Raw genomic sequence first — 17,960 nt, 5'->3', positions numbered from 1 at the left:
ATGCAGACGCTGCGGACTTTCAGTAAAGCCGCGTCATCGTTCATCGCGGGCAAGCCCGGTTCCCACAGGTGAACGATGGAATCATCAAGCCTGCTTGAACCCGCGCACTTCATCCACGCCACGGTTGGCCAACTGGTCCGCCCGTTCGTTACCGTGGTGACCGATGTGCCCGCGCACCCATTTCCAGGTGACGTTGTGGCGATTGACCTGCTCATCCAGCAACTTCCACAGGTCGGCGTTTTTAACCGGCTCCTTCGCTGCTGTTTTCCAGCCGCGTTTCTTCCAGTTGTCCATCCATTCGTTGATGCCTTTCATCACGTACTGGGAGTCGGTCACCAGCAGCACGTCGCAGGATCGCTTGAGTTCTTCAAGGCCACGGATCGCCCCCATCAGCTCCATGCGGTTGTTGGTGGTGTTGGCCTCGCCGCCCCACAGTTCCTTTTCAACCCCTTTGCACACCAGCAATGCACCCCAGCCACCAGGACCAGGGTTGCCTTTGCAGGCGCCATCGGTAAAGAGTTCTACGCTATCGCTCATGCCAATCTATCCAGAAAATGCGGTGGCTCGTCGATCAGTGACCGACGATGCCCGAGGCCGGGGATTGACCCGGCCGGGAATATAAAAGGGGATTACGGGTCGATACGGCGTCGATTGACCTTGGCCATCGGCAAAGGAATCAGCTTGCCCATCGGTTCGCGCCGCTCTTGACGAAGTGGACGCAGGCCGACCACGATCTTGCGCGCCACCAACAAATAGAAACCGCCACCCGACAGTTGCCAATCACCGGCCTTGCGTTCCCAACCGGCCAGACGAGCCTGCCAGGCAGGTGACGCAAGCGGCGGACGATAGCACCCGAAGCGGCGTTTCTCCAGCGCGAAACCCAACAGGTTCAACCAGTCGGCAACGCGTGAAGGCGAGATGCAACGCGCCTTGCGCATGGCGTCATGGGCGAACACATGACGCAAGCCCCACGTGCTCCAGGGATTGATCCCGATGATAAGCAAGTGCCCGCCGGGCCGCACACTGCTCGCCGCTTCCCGCAGTAACCCGTGGGGTGACAGACAGAAATCCAGGCCATGCTGCAACACCACCACATCGGCGGCGTGCTCGCTCAAGGGCCAGGCCTGTTCTTCACACACGATCTCGACACCGGGCAACGGCGCCCCGAGCCGCACGTTGCGCTGCACCTGGGGTGCCGCCGGCGGGGTCTGGGCCGACGGACCGTAATGCACCAGATAGCCGCCAAAGAAGCGCCCCAACTCGTCTTCGAGCATGCGCCGCTCTTCATCCAGCAAAAATTGCCCGATAGGGCCGGACAGCCATTCACGGGCCGCGCTGATCAAGGCCAGCCACTCGGGATCAGCCTGAGCGAACGCTTTATCGGTCATTGCATTCTCCAACGCGCCAGGAAGTTCTAAGATGCGCCATTGTTTTCCGCTTGGCGAATCCGACGATGATACAGATCAGTGCCCTGCCCGCCTTCACCGACAACTACATCTGGTTGTTACAAGACCACCGCACCCAGCGCTGCGCCGTGGTCGATCCGGGCGATGCCGCGCCCGTGCAGGCCTGGCTTGCGGCGCATCCGGGGTGGGTCTTGAGCGATATTCTGATCACTCATCACCATCATGACCACGTCGGCGGCGTCGAGTCGCTGAAAAAGGCGACAGACGCGACAGTCTACGGTCCGGCCAGCGAATCCATCCCGGCCCGGGATGTCGCGCTCAAGGACAACGACAAGGTCAGCGTGCTGGGCTGGGACTTCGATGTTTTCGCCGTGCCCGGTCATACCCTGGGGCACATTGCCTACTACCATCATGGCCTGCTGTTCTGCGGTGACACGCTGTTTGCCGCCGGGTGTGGACGGTTGTTCGAAGGCACGCCCGAACAGATGCACGCCTCGCTGTCACGCCTGGCCGAATTGCCGGAAGACACACTGGTCTATTGCACTCATGAATACACCCTGAGCAACCTGAAATTTGCGGCAGCTGTCGAACCTGACAATCCGGATACCGCCGAACGCCTGGCCAAAGTCACCCGACAGCGTGAAGCCGGGATCATCACGCTGCCTTCGACGCTGGCCCTGGAAAAGCTCACCAACCCTTTTTTACGGTCCGCTGAAACATCTGTTAAAGAAAAAGTGGACGAACGGATCGGCCCCAATAACCGGGCTCCGAGTGCGGTTTTTGCGGCCTTGCGGGCTTGGAAGGATACGTTCTAAGCCGTCATCCTATTGCAATGAAAATTCTGAATGGTTGACCGCAGGGGGTACCCTTTCTAGAATCTCTCGACATTTTTGCCCGGAACTTACTTCCAGCCAATGTCGTCATCTATTCGTAAAGCCATCAATTCAGACGCATTGACCCGCTTGGCTCAAGCCATAGCGGTGGCTGTGTCCGCCACTCTGGCGGGTTGTTCCAGTCATGTGCCGCAGACCGACGCGTCACATACCCCCAATATTGCCGCCCGAGCCAAACAGAAACCCATTTGGCTCAGCGAAAAACCCTCGCCGCAAGTCCCTCAGGATGTCTGGGAGCGCATGCGCCAGGGCTTCCAGTTGCAGGATGGTCTGGGCGTCAACCCGCGCATCGAGCAACAGCGCCTGTGGTTCGCCAGCAACCCTTCCTTCCTCGAAAACGCCGGCGAACGCGGCAGTCTCTACATTCACTACATCATCGAACGCCTTGAAGAACGCAACATGCCGCTTGAACTGGCGCTGTTGCCGGTGATTGAAAGCGCCTACAACCCGATGGCCTACTCCCGGTCCGACGCAGTGGGTCTCTGGCAATTCATCCCGTCTACCGGGCGCTACTACAACCTGCGCCAGACCCGTTTCTACGACGGCCGTCGCGACATCACCGCCTCGACCACAGCGGCGCTGGACTACCTGACCCGCCTGCACGACATGTTCAACGGTGACTGGATGCTCGCCCTCGCCGCTTACAATGCCGGTGAAGGCACGGTCAGCCGGGCGATCGAGCGCAATGAAAGGCTCGGCCTGCCGACCGATTACTGGAACCTGCCGTTGCCGTCGGAAACCCAGGCCTACGTGCCAAAACTGCTGGCCTTGTCGCAAGTGGTGCTGGCTCCCGAAGCCTACGGCGTGAACCTCAACCCGATCGCCAACGAACCGTACTTCCAGGTCGTCGAAATCAACCAGCGCATGGACCTGTCCAAGGTTGCCGCGGTGGCCAACATCGACGAAGACGAACTGTTCCAGCTCAACCCGGCCTTCAAGCAGCGCACCACGATCGACGGCCCCCAGCATCTGCTGGTGCCAACGTCCAAAGCGCAGTTGCTGACTACCAGCCTGTCGACCATGCGTCCGGAAGAGTTGATCAGCAAGAAGTCGTTCAAACCGGTCTTCGAAGGCGCCGACGAGACTCAAGTCGCCAGCATCAAGCGCGCCTACCGGGTCAAACGCGGCGATAGCCTGGGCTCCATTGCCAAGGCCAACAACGTTGACGTCAAAGACCTGCAGCGCTGGAACAAACTCTCCGGTAAAAATCTCAAGACAGGCCAGACGCTGGTGATGCAGGACACCACCAAGCGCAATAGCGGTCGCGTCAACACGGTCATCGCCGCGAACAGCAAAGCCGACAAGAAGAAGCCGCAGACCCAATACAAGGTTCAGCAAGGCGACTCGTTGTACATCGTTGCCAAACGTTTCAATGTCGAGATGCAGCATCTCAAGCGCTGGAACCCGCGCGTCGGCCAGGCGTTGAAGCCTGGACAGATGCTGACGGTGTCTTCACCACGCTAAAAAACAGCCCCTGAAGTCAGGGGCTTTTTTTTGCCCGAAAAACGAACCAATCTCTTGTAGCAGCTGGCGAAGCCTGCGTCGGCCGGTCCGCGTTCGGGCGCAGCAGTCGTAAATTCAAACGGCGCGGTATGACAGGAAGACTGTGATTGCAGGATTACGACTGCTGCACAGTCGGACGCAGGCTTCGCCAGCTGCTACAAGGGACCCGTAAGTCCAATTAACCCGGCATTACCCCCTGTCTTTTTCCTGTCGATACAAGCTGTTACTGTACGGCCCACAAAGCCCAAGCCGCCTGGATCGGATCTCTGACTTGAAGCGTCCCCTCCTCCTGCTCCTGATCAGCCTGGCCTTGAGCTCCACCGCAAGCGCGACGATCAGCGAAAGCCACGGTTATGCGCAGTTCGGCACGCTCAAGTACCCGGCCCGATTTACCCACTTCGACTGGGTCAACCCGCAAGCGCCCAAGGGCGGTACATTGCGGGTGATGGCGTTTGGCACCTTCGATACGCTCAATCCTTACACCTTCAAGGGCACGAGCCCGGTGACCACGTCGAATTTCCTGCAATACGGGATCAATGAGCTGAATGAACCGCTAATGGTCGGCACCGGCCAGTACGCACCGTCCGGCGACGAGCCGACTTCCAGTTATGGCCTGATCGCCCAGTCGGTGGAATACACCGAGGACCGCAGTTGGGTGGTGTTCAACCTGCGCCCCGAAGCGCGGTTCCACGATGGTTCGCCAATCACCGCGTACGACGTCGCGTTCTCCTACCGCATGCTGCTCAAGGAAGGTCATCCGCTGTACCGCACCAGCCTTCAGGAAGTGTTGCGCGTCGACATCCTCAACCCGCACCGCGTTCGTTTCGTCTTCAAGCGCGCCGGCAATCCGTTGTTGATCCTGAGGCTGGGCGAATTGCCGGTGATGTCCCGGCACTACTGGAAAGGTCGCGACTTCAAGGCCACCACCTTCGAACCACCACTGGGCAGCGGGCCGTATCGCATCACCTCGGTAACCCCCGGGCGGCAGATCGTGTTTGAGCGGGTCAAGGATTACTGGGGCAAAGACCTGGCGGTCAATCGCGGCAAGTACAACTTCGATCGTATGGAAGTCGAGTTCTACCGTGACAGCGATGTCGCCTTCGAAGCCTTCAAGGCCGGCGAGTTCGACGTTTACATCGAGCATCAGGCGAAGAACTGGGACAACGGTTACAACTTCCCGGCGGTGCGTCGCGGCGAGGTGATCAAGGTGCAGATCCCGCATCAGATCCCGACCCAGAGCCAAGGCCTGTTCATGAATACCCGACGGCCGACCTTGGCCGAAGTCAAGGTCCGCGAAGCGCTGGGCCTGATGTTTGACTTCGAGTGGACCAACCGAACGCTGTTCAGCGGGGCCTACAAGCGCGCCTTGAGTTATTACCCCAACAGCGAGTTTTCTGCGACCGGGCTGCCCGTTGGTCACGAATGGCTGATGCTCAAGCCGTATCGCGAGCAGTTGCCCGCCAAACTCTTCACCGAGCCGTTCAGCTTGCCGCAGACCGACGGCCGCGGCATTCCCCGGGAAACCCTGCGCAAAGCCCTTGGGCTGCTTGCTGAGGCCGGCTGGAAGCTCAATGGCCAGCGCATACAGAACGCCGCTGGCCAACCGCTGCGATTCGAGATCCTGCTGGTCAACCCGAACCTGGAGCGCATCCTCCAGCCCTACGTCGAGAACCTCGCCAACATGGGAATCGACGCGCGACTTCGCACCGTCGACCGCGCCCAGTACAAACAGCGCCTCGATCAGTTCGATTTCGACATGATTTTGATGACGCTCAACCAGACCCTCAGCCCGGGTTTGGAGCAGTGGCAGTATTTCCACTCCAGCCAGGTCGGGATCAAGGGCAGTAAAAACTATGCCGGTATCGCCAACCCGGTGGTCGATCATTTGCTTGAACAATTGCTCGCCGCTCAAAGCCGCGACGAACAAGTGGCCGCGGGCAAAGCGCTGGACCGCGTATTGCTGTGGCAGCACTACAGTATTCCCAACTGGTACCTCAATTATCACCGCCTGGCCTACCGTAATCGCCTGGCCTTCGTGACCACGCCGCCCTACACCCTGGGCCTGAGCGCGTGGTGGCTGAAATCTTCGGAGAAAGATCAATGAAACCCGTACGCGCCCTGCTGTTGCAGGCCAGCGGTCTGCTGTTCGCCGGGCTGGCCTGCGCCGCCCCGCAACATGCCGTGACCCTCTACAACGAGCCGCCGAAGTACCCGGCCGATTTTAAATATTTCGACTACGTGAACCCGGATGCGCCCAAGGGCGGGATCTTCCGCCAGGCCGGTTTCGGTGGCTTCGACAGTCTCAACCCGTTTATCAGCAAGGGCGTGCCGGCCGACGACATCGGCATCATCTACGACACCCTCGCCAAACAAGGGCTGGACGAGCCGTTCACCGAATATGGACTGGTGGCCGGCAAGATCGAGAAAGCCCCGGATAACAGCTGGGTGCGTTTCTACCTGCGCCCGGAAGCGCGCTTCCACGACGGCCACCCGATCCGCGCCGAAGACGTGGTGTTCAGCTTCCAGATGCTGACCAAGGACGGCGCGCCGCTCTATCGCGGTTACTACAACGACGTTGCGGAAGCGGTCGCCGAAGACCCGCTGACTGTGCTGTTCAAGTTCAAACACTCCAACAACCGCGAGCTGCCCTTGATTCTCGGCCAGTTGCCGGTGCTCCCGAAACATTGGTGGGCGGACCGCGATTTCAACAAGGGCAACCTCGAAATGCCATTGGGCAGCGGCCCGTACAAAGTCAGCGAGGTGAAGGCCGGGCGCTCCATTCGCTATGAGCGGGTCAAGGATTACTGGGGTAAGGACTTGCCGGTCAATCGCGGGTTCTACAACTTCGACGTGATGCTCACCGAGTACTACCGCGACAACACCGTCGCGCTCGAAGCGCTCAAGGCCGGGCAGTTCGATTACTGGCTGGAAATGACCGCGAAGAACTGGGCCAACGCCTACAACGTCCCGGCCGTCACCGAGGGCCGGCTGATCAAGGAACAAATCCCCAACGGCAACCCCACCGGCATGCAGGGTTTCGTGTTCAACCTGCGCCGCCCACTGTTCCAGGATGTACGCGTGCGCAAGGCCCTGGCGCTGCTGCTGGACTTTGAATGGACTAACAAGCAGTTGTTCAACAGCGCCTATGCGCGCACCCGCAGCTATTTCGAAAACTCGGAAATGGCCGCCACCGGCCTGCCGGATGCCGACCAACTGGCAATCCTCGATCCGTTTCGCAGCCAGATCCCCGCACAAGTGTTCAACGAAGCCTTTGAGAACCCGAAGACGGATGGCAGCGGCATGATTCGCGATCACCAGCGCGAAGCCTATCAACTGCTTCAAGAGGCCGGTTGGCGGATCGTCGATGACAAAATGGTYGATGCCACGGGCAAACCGGTGAAAATCGAATTCCTGCTGGCCCAGACCGAGTTCGAGCGTGTACTGCTGCCGTTCAAGCGCAATTTGAGCGATCTGGGAATCGACCTGGTCATCCGCCGGGTCGACGTCTCGCAATACATCAACCGCGTGCGCTCACGCGACTTCGACATGATCGTCGGCAGCTTCCCGCAGTCCGGTTCTCCGGGTAATGAACAGCGTGAATTCTGGATGTCGGCCGCCGCCGACAAACCCGGCAGTCGCAATTCGATGGGCCTCAAAGACCCGGTGGTGGACCAGTTGGTCGAGCAACTGATCAACGCCGATTCGCGCAAAAGCCTGGTGGCCCATGCCCGCGCACTGGACCGCGTCCTGCAATGGGGTTATTACGTGATCCCCAACTGGCATATCAAGACGTGGCGCGCGGCGTACTGGAACCACATCGGTCATCCAAAAATTTCACCCAAGTACGACATCGGCATCAACACCTGGTGGATCAAGCCGGATGCGAAACCGGCAATAGAAGTCGAAATCAAACTGCAAGCCGACCCTGTGGGCACGGAGTAATCAGATGCTGGCGTATATTTTTCGGCGACTGCTGCTGATCATTCCGACCTTGTTCGGCATTTTGCTGATCAACTTCGTGATCATCCAGGCCGCGCCCGGCGGCCCGGTAGAGCAGATGATCGCCAAGCTCGAAGGCTTCGAAGGCGCCACCAGCCGCATCGCCGGTGGCGGTGCCGAAGTGTCGGTGGCCGGTTCCGCCTATCGCGGCGCCCAAGGCCTGGACCCGGCGCTGGTCAAGGAAATCGAGCACATGTACGGCTTCGACAAGTCGGCGCCGGAGCGCTTGTGGATCATGGTGAAGAACTACGCCTCGCTGGATTTCGGCGACAGCTTCTTTCGCGACGCCAAGGTCATCGACCTGATCAAGGAAAAGATGCCGGTGTCGATCTCGCTCGGCTTATGGAGCACGCTGATCATGTACCTGGTGTCGATCCCGCTCGGCATCGCCAAGGCGACGCGGCACGGCAGCCACTTCGATGTCTGGACCAGTTCGGCGATCATTGTCGGCTACGCGATCCCGGCGTTCCTGTTTGCGATCCTGCTGATCGTGGTGTTCGCCGGCGGCAGCTATTTTGACTGGTTCCCGTTGCGCGGGCTGACGTCGAACAATTTCGATGAGCTGAGCATGGGCGGCAAGGTCCTCGATTACTTCTGGCACCTGGCGCTCCCCGTCACGGCGCTGGTGATCGGCAACTTCGCGACCATGACCCTGCTGACCAAAAACAGCTTTCTCGATGAAATCAACAAGCAGTACGTGGTCACCGCCAAAGCCAAAGGCCTGACCCGTCATCGCGTGCTCTACGGCCATGTGTTCCGCAATGCGATGTTGCTGGTGATCGCGGGGTTCCCGTCGGCCTTCATCGGCATCTTCTTTACCGGCTCGTTGCTGGTGGAAGTGATTTTCTCCCTCGACGGCCTCGGCTTGATGAGCTTTGAAGCCGCGATCAACCGCGATTACCCGGTGGTGTTCGGCACGCTGTTTATCTTCACCTTGCTCGGCCTGGTGGTGAAACTCATCGGCGACCTCACCTACACCTTTGTCGATCCGCGCATCGACTTCGAAAGCCGGGAGCATTGAGATGAACCYGTCCCCGCTCAATCGACGACGTTTCGAACTGTTCAAGGCCAACAAGCGCGGCTGGTGGTCGCTGTGGCTGTTCCTGCTGCTGTTTGGCCTGAGCCTTGGCGCCGAGCTGATTGCCAACGACAAACCGCTGGCGGTGCATTACGACAACAGTTGGTACTTCCCGGCGCTCAAGCGCTACCCGGAAACCACGTTCGGCGGCGAATTCCCGCTCGAAGCCAACTACAAGAGCCCGTACATCCGCGAACTGCTCAAGGCCAAGGACGCCTGGGTGCTGTGGGCACCGATTCCGTTCAGCTATCAAAGCATCAACTACGACCTGAAGGTCCCGGCCCCGGCACCGCCATCGGCGGATAACCTGTTTGGCACGGATGACCAGGGTCGGGACGTGCTGGCGCGGGTGATTTACGGCTTCCGGATTTCGGTGTTGTTCGCCCTCACCCTGACCATTTTCAGCTCGATCATTGGCGTGATCGCCGGGGCCTTGCAGGGCTTTTACGGCGGCTGGGTGGATCTGGCCGGGCAGCGTTTCCTGGAGATCTGGTCCGGGCTGCCGGTGCTGTACCTGCTGATCATCCTCGCCAGCTTCGTACAGCCGAATTTCTGGTGGCTGCTGGGGATCATGCTGCTGTTTTCATGGATGAGCCTGGTGGACGTGGTGCGCGCCGAGTTCCTGCGTGGCCGCAACCTTGAATACGTGCGCGCGGCGCGGGCGCTGGGCATGCAGAACGGTGCGATCATGTTCCGCCATATCCTGCCCAACGCCATGGTCTCGACCATGACGTTCATGCCGTTCATCCTGACCGGCGCCATCGGCACCCTGACGGCGCTCGATTTCCTCGGTTTCGGCCTGCCGGYAGGCAGCCCGTCACTGGGCGAACTGGTGGCCCAGGGCAAATCCAACCTGCAAGCGCCGTGGCTGGGCATCAGTGCGTTCGCGGTGCTGGCGCTGATGTTGAGTTTGCTGGTGTTTATCGGCGAGTCCGCTCGCGATGCCTTCGACCCGAGGAAGTGAAATGAATCAGGACAATCTGATCGAAGTGCGCGACCTGGCCGTCGAGTTCGGTATCGGTGAACGGGTACAGCGCGTGGTCGAAGGCGTTAGCTTTGATATCAAGCGTGGCGAAACCCTGGCGCTGGTCGGTGAAAGCRGTTCCGGTAAATCGGTCACCGCCCACTCGATCCTGAGACTGCTGCCCTACCCGCTCGCCCGGCATCCATCCGGGACCATCGAGTACGCTGGCAAAAACCTGCTGAACATGGGCGAAAAGTCCATCCGCCATATCCGTGGCAACCGGATCGCGATGATTTTCCAGGAGCCGATGACCTCGCTCAACCCGTTGCACTCCATCGAAAAGCAGATCAATGAAGTGCTGGGCATTCACAAGGGCCTGACTGGCAAAGTGGCGACCAAACGCACCCTGGAACTGCTGGAGATGGTCGGTATCCCCGAACCGCATAAACGCCTCAAGGCCCTGCCCCACGAATTGTCCGGCGGCCAGCGCCAGCGGGTCATGATCGCCATGGCCCTGGCCAACGAGCCGGAACTGCTGATCGCCGACGAGCCGACCACCGCACTGGACGTGACCGTTCAGCTGAAAATCCTCGAATTGCTCAAGGAATTACAGGCCCGATTGGGCATGGCGCTGCTGCTGATCAGCCATGATTTGAACCTTGTGCGAAGAATTGCGCATCGCGTATGTGTCATGCAGCGCGGTTGCATCGTCGAACAGGCATCGTGCGAAGAATTGTTCCGCGCGCCGCAGCATCCGTACACTCGGTTACTGCTGGCAGCGGAGCCCAGCGGCACGCCGGCGACCAATAGAATCGGGCCGCCATTGCTGCAAGTCGAGGACCTGAAAGTCTGGTTCCCGATCAAGAAAGGTTTGCTGAAAAAGACCGTCGACCACATCAAGGCAGTGGACGGGATCAATTTCAGCTTGCCGCAGGGGCAGACCTTGGGGATTGTCGGTGAAAGCGGTTCGGGCAAGTCGACGCTCGGTCTGGCGATTTTGCGGCTGATCGGCAGCAAAGGCGCCATCCGTTTTGAAGGCCAGCAGCTAGACTGCCTGACGCAGCAACAGGTCAGGCCGCTGCGGCGGGAGATGCAGGTGGTGTTCCAGGACCCGTTTGGTAGCCTGAGCCCACGGATGTGCGTGAGCCAGATCGTCGGCGAAGGCCTGCGGATCCACAAGATGGGCACCGAGGCACAACAGGAACAAGCGATTATTGAAGCGCTCAAGGAGGTAGGTCTGGACCCGGAAACCCGGCACCGCTACCCCCACGAATTTTCCGGCGGGCAACGGCAGAGAATCGCCATTGCCCGGGCATTAGTGTTAAAACCGGCGTTGATTTTGCTGGACGAGCCGACCTCGGCCCTCGACCGCACCGTACAACGCCAAGTGGTGGAGCTGCTGCGTTCACTGCAAACCAAGTACAACCTGACGTATTTGTTTATCAGCCATGACCTGGCTGTCGTTAAAGCGCTGAGCCACCAGTTGATGGTGGTCAAGCATGGCCAAGTGGTCGAACAGGGAGACGCGCAAAGTATCTTTGCCGCCCCCCAACATCCGTATACACAGCAGTTGCTGGAAGCCGCTTTTTTGGCACCAGCCACTGCGCAATAACCTGAAAGAGGAGCAACACATGGGTTTTCTCGCCGGTAAGCGCGTACTGATCGTCGGTGTCGCCAGCAAGCTGTCCATCGCATCCGGCATCGCTGCCGCCATGCATCGCGAGGGCGCTGAGCTTGCCTTCACTTATCAGAACGACAAGCTGAAAGGTCGTGTCGAAGAATTCGCACAAGGCTGGGGCTCGAGCCCTGAACTGTGCTTCCCGTGCGACGTGGCCAGCGATGAAGAAATCGCCAAGGTCTTCGAAGCACTGAGCAAGAAGTGGGACGGCCTGGACTGCATCGTGCACTCCGTCGGCTTCGCCCCGGGCGACCAACTGGACGGCGACTTCACCGAAGCCACCACCCGTGAAGGTTTCCGCATCGCTCACGACATCAGCGCCTACAGCTTCGTGGCCCTGGCCAAGGCCGGTCGCGAAATGATGAAAGGCCGCAATGGCAGCCTGCTGACCCTGTCGTACCTGGGTGCCGAGCGCACCATGCCGAACTACAACGTAATGGGCATGGCCAAGGCTTCGCTGGAAGCAGGCGTGCGTTACCTGGCCGGCTCCCTGGGCCCGGACGGCACCCGCGTCAACTGCGTCTCGGCTGGCCCGATCCGCACCCTCGCCGCTTCCGGCATCAAGAACTTCCGCAAGATGCTGGCCGCCAACGAAGCGCAAACCCCGCTGCGTCGCAACGTCACCATCGACGAAGTCGGCAACGCCGGCGCCTTCCTGTGCTCGGACCTGGCGTCCGGCATCAGCGGCGAAATCATGTACGTTGACGGTGGCTTCAACACCACTGCAATGGGTAGCCTCGAAGAGTAATCTTCGGCTAGCCATTGAAAAACCCGCCTGCCCCGGCGGGTTTTTTATGCCTGGGATTTCAGGGTTGATGAATCCCCTGTGGGAGCGGGCTTGCCCGCGAAGGCGGACTCACGATCAAAATGGATGCCAACTGACACACTGCTATCGCGGGCAAGCCCGCTCCCACAGGGGTTATGTGTTTAGTCGTTAGTGAGGCAATCGGCAAACAACTGCTGAATCGGCTGCATCCGCTGGCTGTAACGCTGCAACAACACCATCTCCCGATAGAACGTCAGTTCGCCCAACCGGATGATCCGGACCTTAGCCCCATACTCAAGCCACAGCCCCGCCTCCGGCAGCAGCGATACGCCCAGCCCGCACTCGACCATTTTCACGATCGCTTCCAGCTCATCCAGTTCCAGCGCCACTTGCACGTCAATCTGCTGTTCGCGCAAAAACCGCGTCACCAGGCGACCGCCGAACGAGTTACGGTCATAGCGCACATGGGGATGCCTCGCGAGGATCTGCAACGGGTCATCGCCCTCCAGCGCCGTCGGCACGATCAACACAAACGGCTCCCGGCGAATGACCTGTGCCGACAGTTCCTTGGGCAGCTCAAACGGCGGCTTGATCAGAATGGCCAAATCCACTTCACCGGTGTCCACCTGATTCAACAGATTCAACGACACACCCGGCACCAGTTTCGGCTCCAAAAGCGGCGCTTGCTGGCGCAATCGCAACAGTGCCTGGGGCAACAATCCAGTCTGGGCGGTGGCCACCGCACCGATTTTCAACTCACCGCGAAACTCGCTCACATCGTCACTGACCGCCATGCGGCTGAACGTGTCCAGCATCTCCTTGGCCATCGGCAATGCCCGTTGCCCGGCGGCATTGAGAATCGCCTGACGACCGGTACGGTCGAACAAACGGATACCCAACGCCTGCTCAAGATTGCGCATTTGCGCGCTGACCGCTGATTGCGTGAGGCCAATGTGCATGCCGGTCGCCGCAAAAGTGCCGTAACGCGTGACGGCAATAAAGGTTTTCAATTCCCGCAGCATGGCAGCCTCGATTGATCGAAATAATTTGAGCTCGACGCAAAAACTATCGTCTTTCAATGAAAAATCACAGCGCTAAACTCTGCCTCAACTCCTGACTATCTGAGGCCTGTGCGATGCAACTGTCCCCTTTTCACTTGGCGATTCCAGTGTATGACCTGAGCGCTGCGCGCTCTTTCTACGGCGAAGTGTTTGGCCTGGAAGAAGGTCGCTCCAGCGATCATTGGGTCGATYTCAACTTTTTCGGCCATCAATTGGTGATTCACCTGGCGCCGAAAAACGCCTCTCAGGAAGCGGCGCACACCAACGCCGTGGACGGCCATAACGTGCCGGTTCCGCATTTCGGCGTGGTGTTGAGCATGGGTGAATGGGAGGCGCTGGCGCAGCGTTTGACGGCGTTGGGCACGCAGTTCGTGATCGAACCTGGCATTCGCTTTCAGGGCCTGGTGGGCGAGCAAGCGACGATGTTTTTGTTCGACCCTTGCGGCAATGCGCTGGAATTCAAGGCATTCAAGGACCTGAGTCAGTTGTTTGCCAAGTGAATACGTCCGCCTCGGCCAGCAGCCCTTCGATTGAGCCGTGACGCAGGGCGTCGTATTCGATCTGGCCGATACTGAAACGCATGTCGTTGGCGCGATGGGCCGCGGCATTGCGCTCGGCAAGGATTTCTTCAAGACGGGCCTCGATCGCTTCCCTGTCGACCGCGCCTGAACCGGTGAGCAACGCGGCAAACTTATCGCTGCCGAGGCGACCGATCACATCGCTTTCGCGGAAGGCAATGCGCAGCACATCAGCGAAGATTTTCAGCGCTTTATCACTCGCGGCCCGGCCATACAGGTAGTGGGTGCGTTTGAAGTCATCAAGGTTGAACAGCAATAACGTGGCCGGTTTCTCCAGTTGTTGGCAAGCGTCCAGCCCTTGTTGGGCCAGCGCGGTAAACCCGTGGCGATTGGGGAGCAAGGTCAGCTCGTCCATGCTCGCCATCTGCACGCCCGTCAGCTCTTGCTCGGCCTTGCGGGCCAGGTCACGCAGCCATTCCCGTTCTTGTTGCGGCGAGCGTACGGGAACGGCGCCAGCACCTGGCTTGACCGGTTTGCCTGGAATTAGCATGACTCACTCCGTTGGCGGGTATGGTCTTTAGAGTCGGCCATACCGGCATTGACTCCCCGTTACGGACCGCCGGTCAACTGCCCACCAGCGGACACGGCCCTCCAGCCTCCGCCCACAGTTTGAACTGTGTGACGAAGATATCGTGAGGCACCGCCACCGGCGCCCTCCCCACTCCCGGATTCCAGCCCCAAAGCACCAGTTTGTCTTCGCTGACATGTTTAATCAGTGCCGTAAAATCACGGTCGCCATTGCTCGCGCGATCCTTGATCAATGCGCAGAGCCTGTCGGCCGGCAGCCCGATCCAGGCCATTTTGTGCGCAGCGGGCGGCAGGCTCCAGTGCGGCGCCCCCGGTGGCACATGCGGCCCGTAACTGGCGGGCGCATTGGTTTCGGCATGACAGGTCGCACAGGGCAACCCGGCGGCGCCTTTACCATCCATCCCGCGCACCACATTCATCGCGTGAGGCGTACCCGCGTCGAACTGCAATGGGGAATCCCCAGGGATATGACAATTCTGGCAGCGGGGGCTCTGGAAGACTTTTTGCACGGTTTCGAACGCCTGCAAGGCCTCGCGGTCATCGGCGAACACGTGCGAGGCGTAGGCTACGAGACAGATAAGGATCGCCGTCCCAAGCAACCAATGATGTCTTCTCATCTCACACCCCCGACAACTGCAACGGCAATTCCCGCAGACGCTGCCCGGTCAGGGCAAACACCGCGTTGGCCACCGCCGGTGCAACGGGCGGCACACCGGTCTCGCCGATGCCGCCAGAGCGTTCGGTGCTCGGCACGATATGCACTTCGACCACCGGCATTTCGTTGAGCCGCAGCACCTGATAGTCGTGGAAATTGGACTGCACCACTTGCCCGTTCTTGAGCGTGAGTTTGCTGTGCAAGGCGAAGCTCAGGCCGAAGGTGACGCAGGATTCCATTTGCGCCGCGATGCTCATCGGGTTGACGGCAATCCCGCAGTCCACCGCGCACACCACGCGGTGGACCCGGATGGCCAGGTTGTCCTGAGATACCTCGGCGACGTGCGCAACGTAACTGCCGAAAGATTCATGCACCGCCACGCCCAGGGCGTGGCCGTCCGGCAATGGTGCCTTCCAGTTGGCTTTCTCGACCGCCAGGTTCAGCACCCCCAAGTGCCGCGGGTGGTTTTTCAGCAAGGTCCGTCGGTATTCCACCGGGTCCTTGCCCGCTGCGTCGGCCAGTTCATCGATCAATGACTCCATGACGAACCCCGTGTGGGTGTGCCCGACCGACCGTAGCCACAAGACGCTGATTCCGGTTTTCGGCGAGTGCAAATCAACCTGATGATTGGCCAGGTCTTCGATATACGGGCTGTCGGCGACACCTTCGACCGAGGTTTTGTCGATGCCGTCCTTGACCATGGTGGCTTCAAGCAGGGTGTCGGCCATGATCGATTGCCCGACCATCGCGTGTTTCCAGGCGATCGGCATGCCGTCGGCATCCAGACCGATTTTTGCCTGATGCAGGAACATCGAACGGTAGTAACCGCCGCGAATGTCATCCTCGCGCGCCCACACGGTTTTCACCGGTGCGCCTGCGGCTTTCGCGACCTGCACCGCTTCGGCGACAAAATCCGAGGTCGGATTGGCCCGACGCCCGAAGCCGCCACCGAGGAACTCGGTATGAATCTCAACTTGTTCGGGTTTGAGCCCGGTAATTTTGCCGGCGATCATTTGGTCCAGCGTCTGAAACTGCGTGCCGGTCCAGATCTCGCATTTGTCCTTGGTTATTTTCACCGTGCAATTGAGCGGTTCCATCGGCGCATGGGCCAGGTACGGCACGCTGTATTCGGCGTCGACAGACTTGACCGCTTTGCTCAACGCCGCGCTGGCATCGCCGGCCTTGCTGGCGGAAATACCGGGCGTGGCCGCCAGTTTGCGGAAGCTTTCCAGCAGCTTCTGGCTGTCGAGCCCCGTGTTCGGCCCCGGGTTCCAGTCGATCTTCAGTGCGTCGCGCCCCAGCTTTGCAGCCCAGTAGTGATCGGCAATCACCGCGACGCCCGTGGGCACTTGCACCACTTTATGCACGCCGGGCACCGCCAGCGCTTCGGCGCCTTCAAAGGATTTGACGCTCCCGCCGAAGTACGGCGAACGCGCAACCATGGCCGTCATCAAGCCGTCGAACTGCACGTCCATGCCGAACTTGGCGCGGCCGGTGATTTTTTCTGGCGTGTCCAGGCGCTTGGTGGGTTTGCCGATGACCTTCCAGTCCTTGGCTTCCTTGAACTTGATCGAGGCAGGGTCCGGCACTGGCAACTTGCCGGCGTCATCGGCCAGTTCGCCGTAGGTTGCTTGCTGATCGCCGGCAAAGACCACACCGGACTCGGTACGGATTTGCGAAGGCGCGACGTCGAAGCGCTTGGCCGCCGCTTCAACCAGCATCAGGCGGGCTGCTGCGCCGGCCTGCCGATAGCGGTCGAACTCCATCCACGTCGAGGTCGAACCGCCGGTGATTTGCATGCCACCGAAAGCGGGCATCCCGTACTCGGCCGCAGAGGCCGGTGAGTGTTCGACGCGGATTTTCGACCAATCAGCGTCCAGTTCTTCGGCGATCAACATGGTCAGGCCGGTCCAGATACCCTGGCCCATTTCCGAGTGACCCAACAGCACCGTGACGCTGTTGTCGTTGCCGATCCGCAAAAAGGCATTCGGCGCAAATACATCGCCTTGATTCTCCGCACCCAAGGCAAAACGATGGGCACCGGGGATGACAAACGCCACCACCAGACCACCGCCCAACACGGCACTGCCCTTGAGAAAACCACGACGTGAACTCTCCAGGATGCTGTTCATTGTTCGGACTCCCCTAGCCTGGCATCAACCTATCTCGGCGGCGCGTTTGACTGCCGCGCGGATCCTTGGGTACGTGCCGCAACGGCAGATGTTGCCGGAGAGCGCCTGATCGATGTCGCTGTCAGTGGGTTGGGGGATCTTCGCCAGCAATGCAGCGGCGGACATGATCTGCCCGGACTGGCAGTACCCGCACTGGACCACATCAAGCTCGGCCCACGCTTGCTGAACCGGGTGCGAACCGTCGGTGGACAGGCCTTCGATGGTGAGGATTTTCTGCCCATGGGCCACAGCGGTGGCGGGTGTGATGCAGGAACGCAACGGCGCACCGTCGACGTGCACGGTACAAGCGCCGCACTGGGCCATTCCACAGCCGAATTTGGTGCCGGTCAGGTGCGCGACATCACGCAGGACCCAGAGCAGCGGCATGTCCGCGGGGACATCCAGTTCCTGATCCTGACCATTGATGTTGAGGGTCAACATGACGAAGTTCCTCAGACTCACAGTGTCCTGAAGGGCGTCGCTGTGACGGTCGACTGTCTACGCGCGCCTTTGGGTTATCCCTTCAGCTAAGCGCAAATTGCCGGGCGAGACCGGTTCATCGACCACCGGTCACGCAGTAAGACCGAAGTATCCGGCTCTGTAGCAGCTGTCGAGCCCGCGAGGCTGCGTCCGGCGACGCAGTCGTCGTAATCACTGCGAGCACGGTGTAACTGATACAC

Annotated in this window: 16 protein-coding genes; 9 read left to right on the top strand and 7 right to left on the bottom strand. The window is 60.0% G+C overall.

Features of this window, described 5'->3' with window-relative positions; all coding sequences use genetic code 11:
- Nucleotides 1-84 precede the first annotated feature (84 nt).
- A complete protein-coding gene (gene rnhA, locus AC1D2P_RS26390) occupies nt 85-537 on the bottom strand; it encodes a ribonuclease HI (protein WP_007944583.1) in 453 nt (150 codons plus the stop codon).
- Between the two features lie 92 nt (nt 538-629).
- Nucleotides 630-1,388: a methyltransferase domain-containing protein gene (locus tag AC1D2P_RS26385; protein WP_046032116.1), complete on the bottom strand. Its 759-nt coding sequence runs from the start codon at nt 1,386-1,388 to the stop codon at nt 630-632.
- A gap of 65 nt (nt 1,389-1,453) precedes the next feature.
- Between AC1D2P_RS26385 and gloB the strand changes: the two genes are divergently transcribed.
- The 8 genes from gloB to fabI all read left to right on the top strand — a co-directional run bounded on the left by gloB (nt 1,454) and on the right by fabI (nt 12,269).
- Nucleotides 1,454-2,221: a hydroxyacylglutathione hydrolase gene (gene gloB, locus AC1D2P_RS26380; protein WP_046032115.1), complete on the top strand. Its 768-nt coding sequence runs from the start codon at nt 1,454-1,456 to the stop codon at nt 2,219-2,221.
- A 99-nt stretch (nt 2,222-2,320) separates the two neighbouring features.
- Nucleotides 2,321-3,763 (top strand): transglycosylase SLT domain-containing protein, encoded by a 1,443-nt coding sequence (locus AC1D2P_RS26375; protein ID WP_109786544.1) that lies wholly within the window; start codon nt 2,321-2,323, stop codon nt 3,761-3,763.
- Nucleotides 3,764-4,091: 328 nt separating this feature from the next.
- A complete protein-coding gene (locus tag AC1D2P_RS26370; RefSeq protein ID WP_477758305.1) occupies nt 4,092-5,906 on the top strand; it encodes an extracellular solute-binding protein in 1,815 nt (604 codons plus the stop codon).
- Entirely contained in the window at nt 5,903-7,744 is a 1,842-nt protein-coding gene (locus AC1D2P_RS26365) for an extracellular solute-binding protein (protein ID WP_046032112.1), read from the top strand. Before AC1D2P_RS26370 ends, AC1D2P_RS26365 begins: the two co-directional genes overlap by 4 nt.
- A 4-nt stretch (nt 7,745-7,748) precedes the next feature.
- On the top strand, nt 7,749-8,822 hold the full coding sequence (locus tag AC1D2P_RS26360; RefSeq protein WP_046032111.1) for a microcin C ABC transporter permease YejB: 1,074 nt from the start codon (nt 7,749-7,751) through the stop codon (nt 8,820-8,822).
- Between the two features lies 1 nt (nt 8,823).
- Nucleotides 8,824-9,843 (top strand): ABC transporter permease, encoded by a 1,020-nt coding sequence (locus AC1D2P_RS26355; protein WP_477811672.1) that lies wholly within the window; start codon nt 8,824-8,826, stop codon nt 9,841-9,843.
- Between the two features lies 1 nt (nt 9,844).
- The gene (locus tag AC1D2P_RS26350) at nt 9,845-11,455 is read left to right on the top strand and encodes an ABC transporter ATP-binding protein (RefSeq protein WP_477811671.1); all 1,611 of its coding nucleotides are present in this window, start codon (nt 9,845-9,847) and stop codon (nt 11,453-11,455) included.
- A gap of 19 nt (nt 11,456-11,474) precedes the next feature.
- Nucleotides 11,475-12,269: an enoyl-ACP reductase FabI gene (gene fabI, locus AC1D2P_RS26345; RefSeq protein ID WP_046032108.1), complete on the top strand. Its 795-nt coding sequence runs from the start codon at nt 11,475-11,477 to the stop codon at nt 12,267-12,269.
- A 179-nt stretch (nt 12,270-12,448) separates the two neighbouring features.
- On the opposite strand, the gene AC1D2P_RS26340 is transcribed toward fabI, so the two are convergent.
- The gene (locus AC1D2P_RS26340; RefSeq protein ID WP_477758296.1) at nt 12,449-13,309 is read right to left on the bottom strand and encodes a LysR family transcriptional regulator; all 861 of its coding nucleotides are present in this window, start codon (nt 13,307-13,309) and stop codon (nt 12,449-12,451) included.
- 113 nt (nt 13,310-13,422) lie between these two features.
- On the opposite strand from AC1D2P_RS26340, the gene AC1D2P_RS26335 reads away from it, so the two are divergent.
- A complete protein-coding gene (locus AC1D2P_RS26335; RefSeq protein ID WP_477811670.1) occupies nt 13,423-13,848 on the top strand; it encodes a VOC family protein in 426 nt (141 codons plus the stop codon).
- On the opposite strand, the gene AC1D2P_RS26330 is transcribed toward AC1D2P_RS26335, so the two are convergent.
- From AC1D2P_RS26330 to AC1D2P_RS26315, 4 genes are all read right to left on the bottom strand, one after another.
- The gene (locus tag AC1D2P_RS26330; protein WP_077432065.1) at nt 13,817-14,416 is read right to left on the bottom strand and encodes a GGDEF domain-containing protein; all 600 of its coding nucleotides are present in this window, start codon (nt 14,414-14,416) and stop codon (nt 13,817-13,819) included. The two genes, AC1D2P_RS26335 and AC1D2P_RS26330, sit on opposite strands and share 32 nt — an antisense overlap.
- Before the next feature lie 73 nt (nt 14,417-14,489).
- Nucleotides 14,490-15,071 carry a hypothetical protein gene (locus tag AC1D2P_RS26325; protein ID WP_477758295.1) on the bottom strand — a complete coding sequence of 194 codons (582 nt, stop codon included), beginning with the start codon at nt 15,069-15,071 and terminating at the stop codon, nt 14,490-14,492.
- Nucleotide 15,072: 1 nt separating this feature from the next.
- Nucleotides 15,073-17,241 carry a xanthine dehydrogenase family protein molybdopterin-binding subunit gene (locus tag AC1D2P_RS26320; RefSeq protein ID WP_477758294.1) on the bottom strand — a complete coding sequence of 723 codons (2,169 nt, stop codon included), beginning with the start codon at nt 17,239-17,241 and terminating at the stop codon, nt 15,073-15,075.
- Between the two features lie 24 nt (nt 17,242-17,265).
- Nucleotides 17,266-17,721, bottom strand: coding sequence for a (2Fe-2S)-binding protein (locus tag AC1D2P_RS26315; RefSeq protein ID WP_046032102.1), 456 nt, complete (start codon nt 17,719-17,721; stop codon nt 17,266-17,268).
- Nucleotides 17,722-17,960 lie beyond the last annotated feature (239 nt).

It is taken from the genome of Pseudomonas sp. P1_F1_2, assembly GCF_056405815.1.
The sequence above is the reverse complement of the archived record's forward strand: the minus strand, read 5'-3'. Positions and strand labels throughout refer to the sequence as shown.

Bases quoted from the DNA above. Each gene is read 5' to 3' on its own strand.
- rnhA (WP_007944583.1), bottom strand. From the start codon at position 537: ATGAGCGATAGCGTAGAACTCTTTACCGATGGCGCCTGCAAAGGCAAC.
- AC1D2P_RS26385 (WP_046032116.1), bottom strand. From the start codon at position 1,388: ATGACCGATAAAGCGTTCGCTCAGGCTGATCCCGAGTGGCTGGCCTTG.
- gloB (WP_046032115.1), top strand. From the start codon at position 1,454: ATGATACAGATCAGTGCCCTGCCCGCCTTCACCGACAACTACATCTGG.
- AC1D2P_RS26375 (WP_109786544.1), top strand. From the start codon at position 2,321: ATGTCGTCATCTATTCGTAAAGCCATCAATTCAGACGCATTGACCCGC.
- AC1D2P_RS26360 (WP_046032111.1), top strand. From the start codon at position 7,749: ATGCTGGCGTATATTTTTCGGCGACTGCTGCTGATCATTCCGACCTTG.
- fabI (WP_046032108.1), top strand. From the start codon at position 11,475: ATGGGTTTTCTCGCCGGTAAGCGCGTACTGATCGTCGGTGTCGCCAGC.
- AC1D2P_RS26340 (WP_477758296.1), bottom strand. From the start codon at position 13,309: ATGCTGCGGGAATTGAAAACCTTTATTGCCGTCACGCGTTACGGCACT.
- AC1D2P_RS26330 (WP_077432065.1), bottom strand. From the start codon at position 14,416: ATGCTAATTCCAGGCAAACCGGTCAAGCCAGGTGCTGGCGCCGTTCCC.
- AC1D2P_RS26325 (WP_477758295.1), bottom strand. From the start codon at position 15,071: ATGAGAAGACATCATTGGTTGCTTGGGACGGCGATCCTTATCTGTCTC.
- AC1D2P_RS26320 (WP_477758294.1), bottom strand. From the start codon at position 17,241: ATGAACAGCATCCTGGAGAGTTCACGTCGTGGTTTTCTCAAGGGCAGT.
- AC1D2P_RS26315 (WP_046032102.1), bottom strand. From the start codon at position 17,721: ATGTTGACCCTCAACATCAATGGTCAGGATCAGGAACTGGATGTCCCC.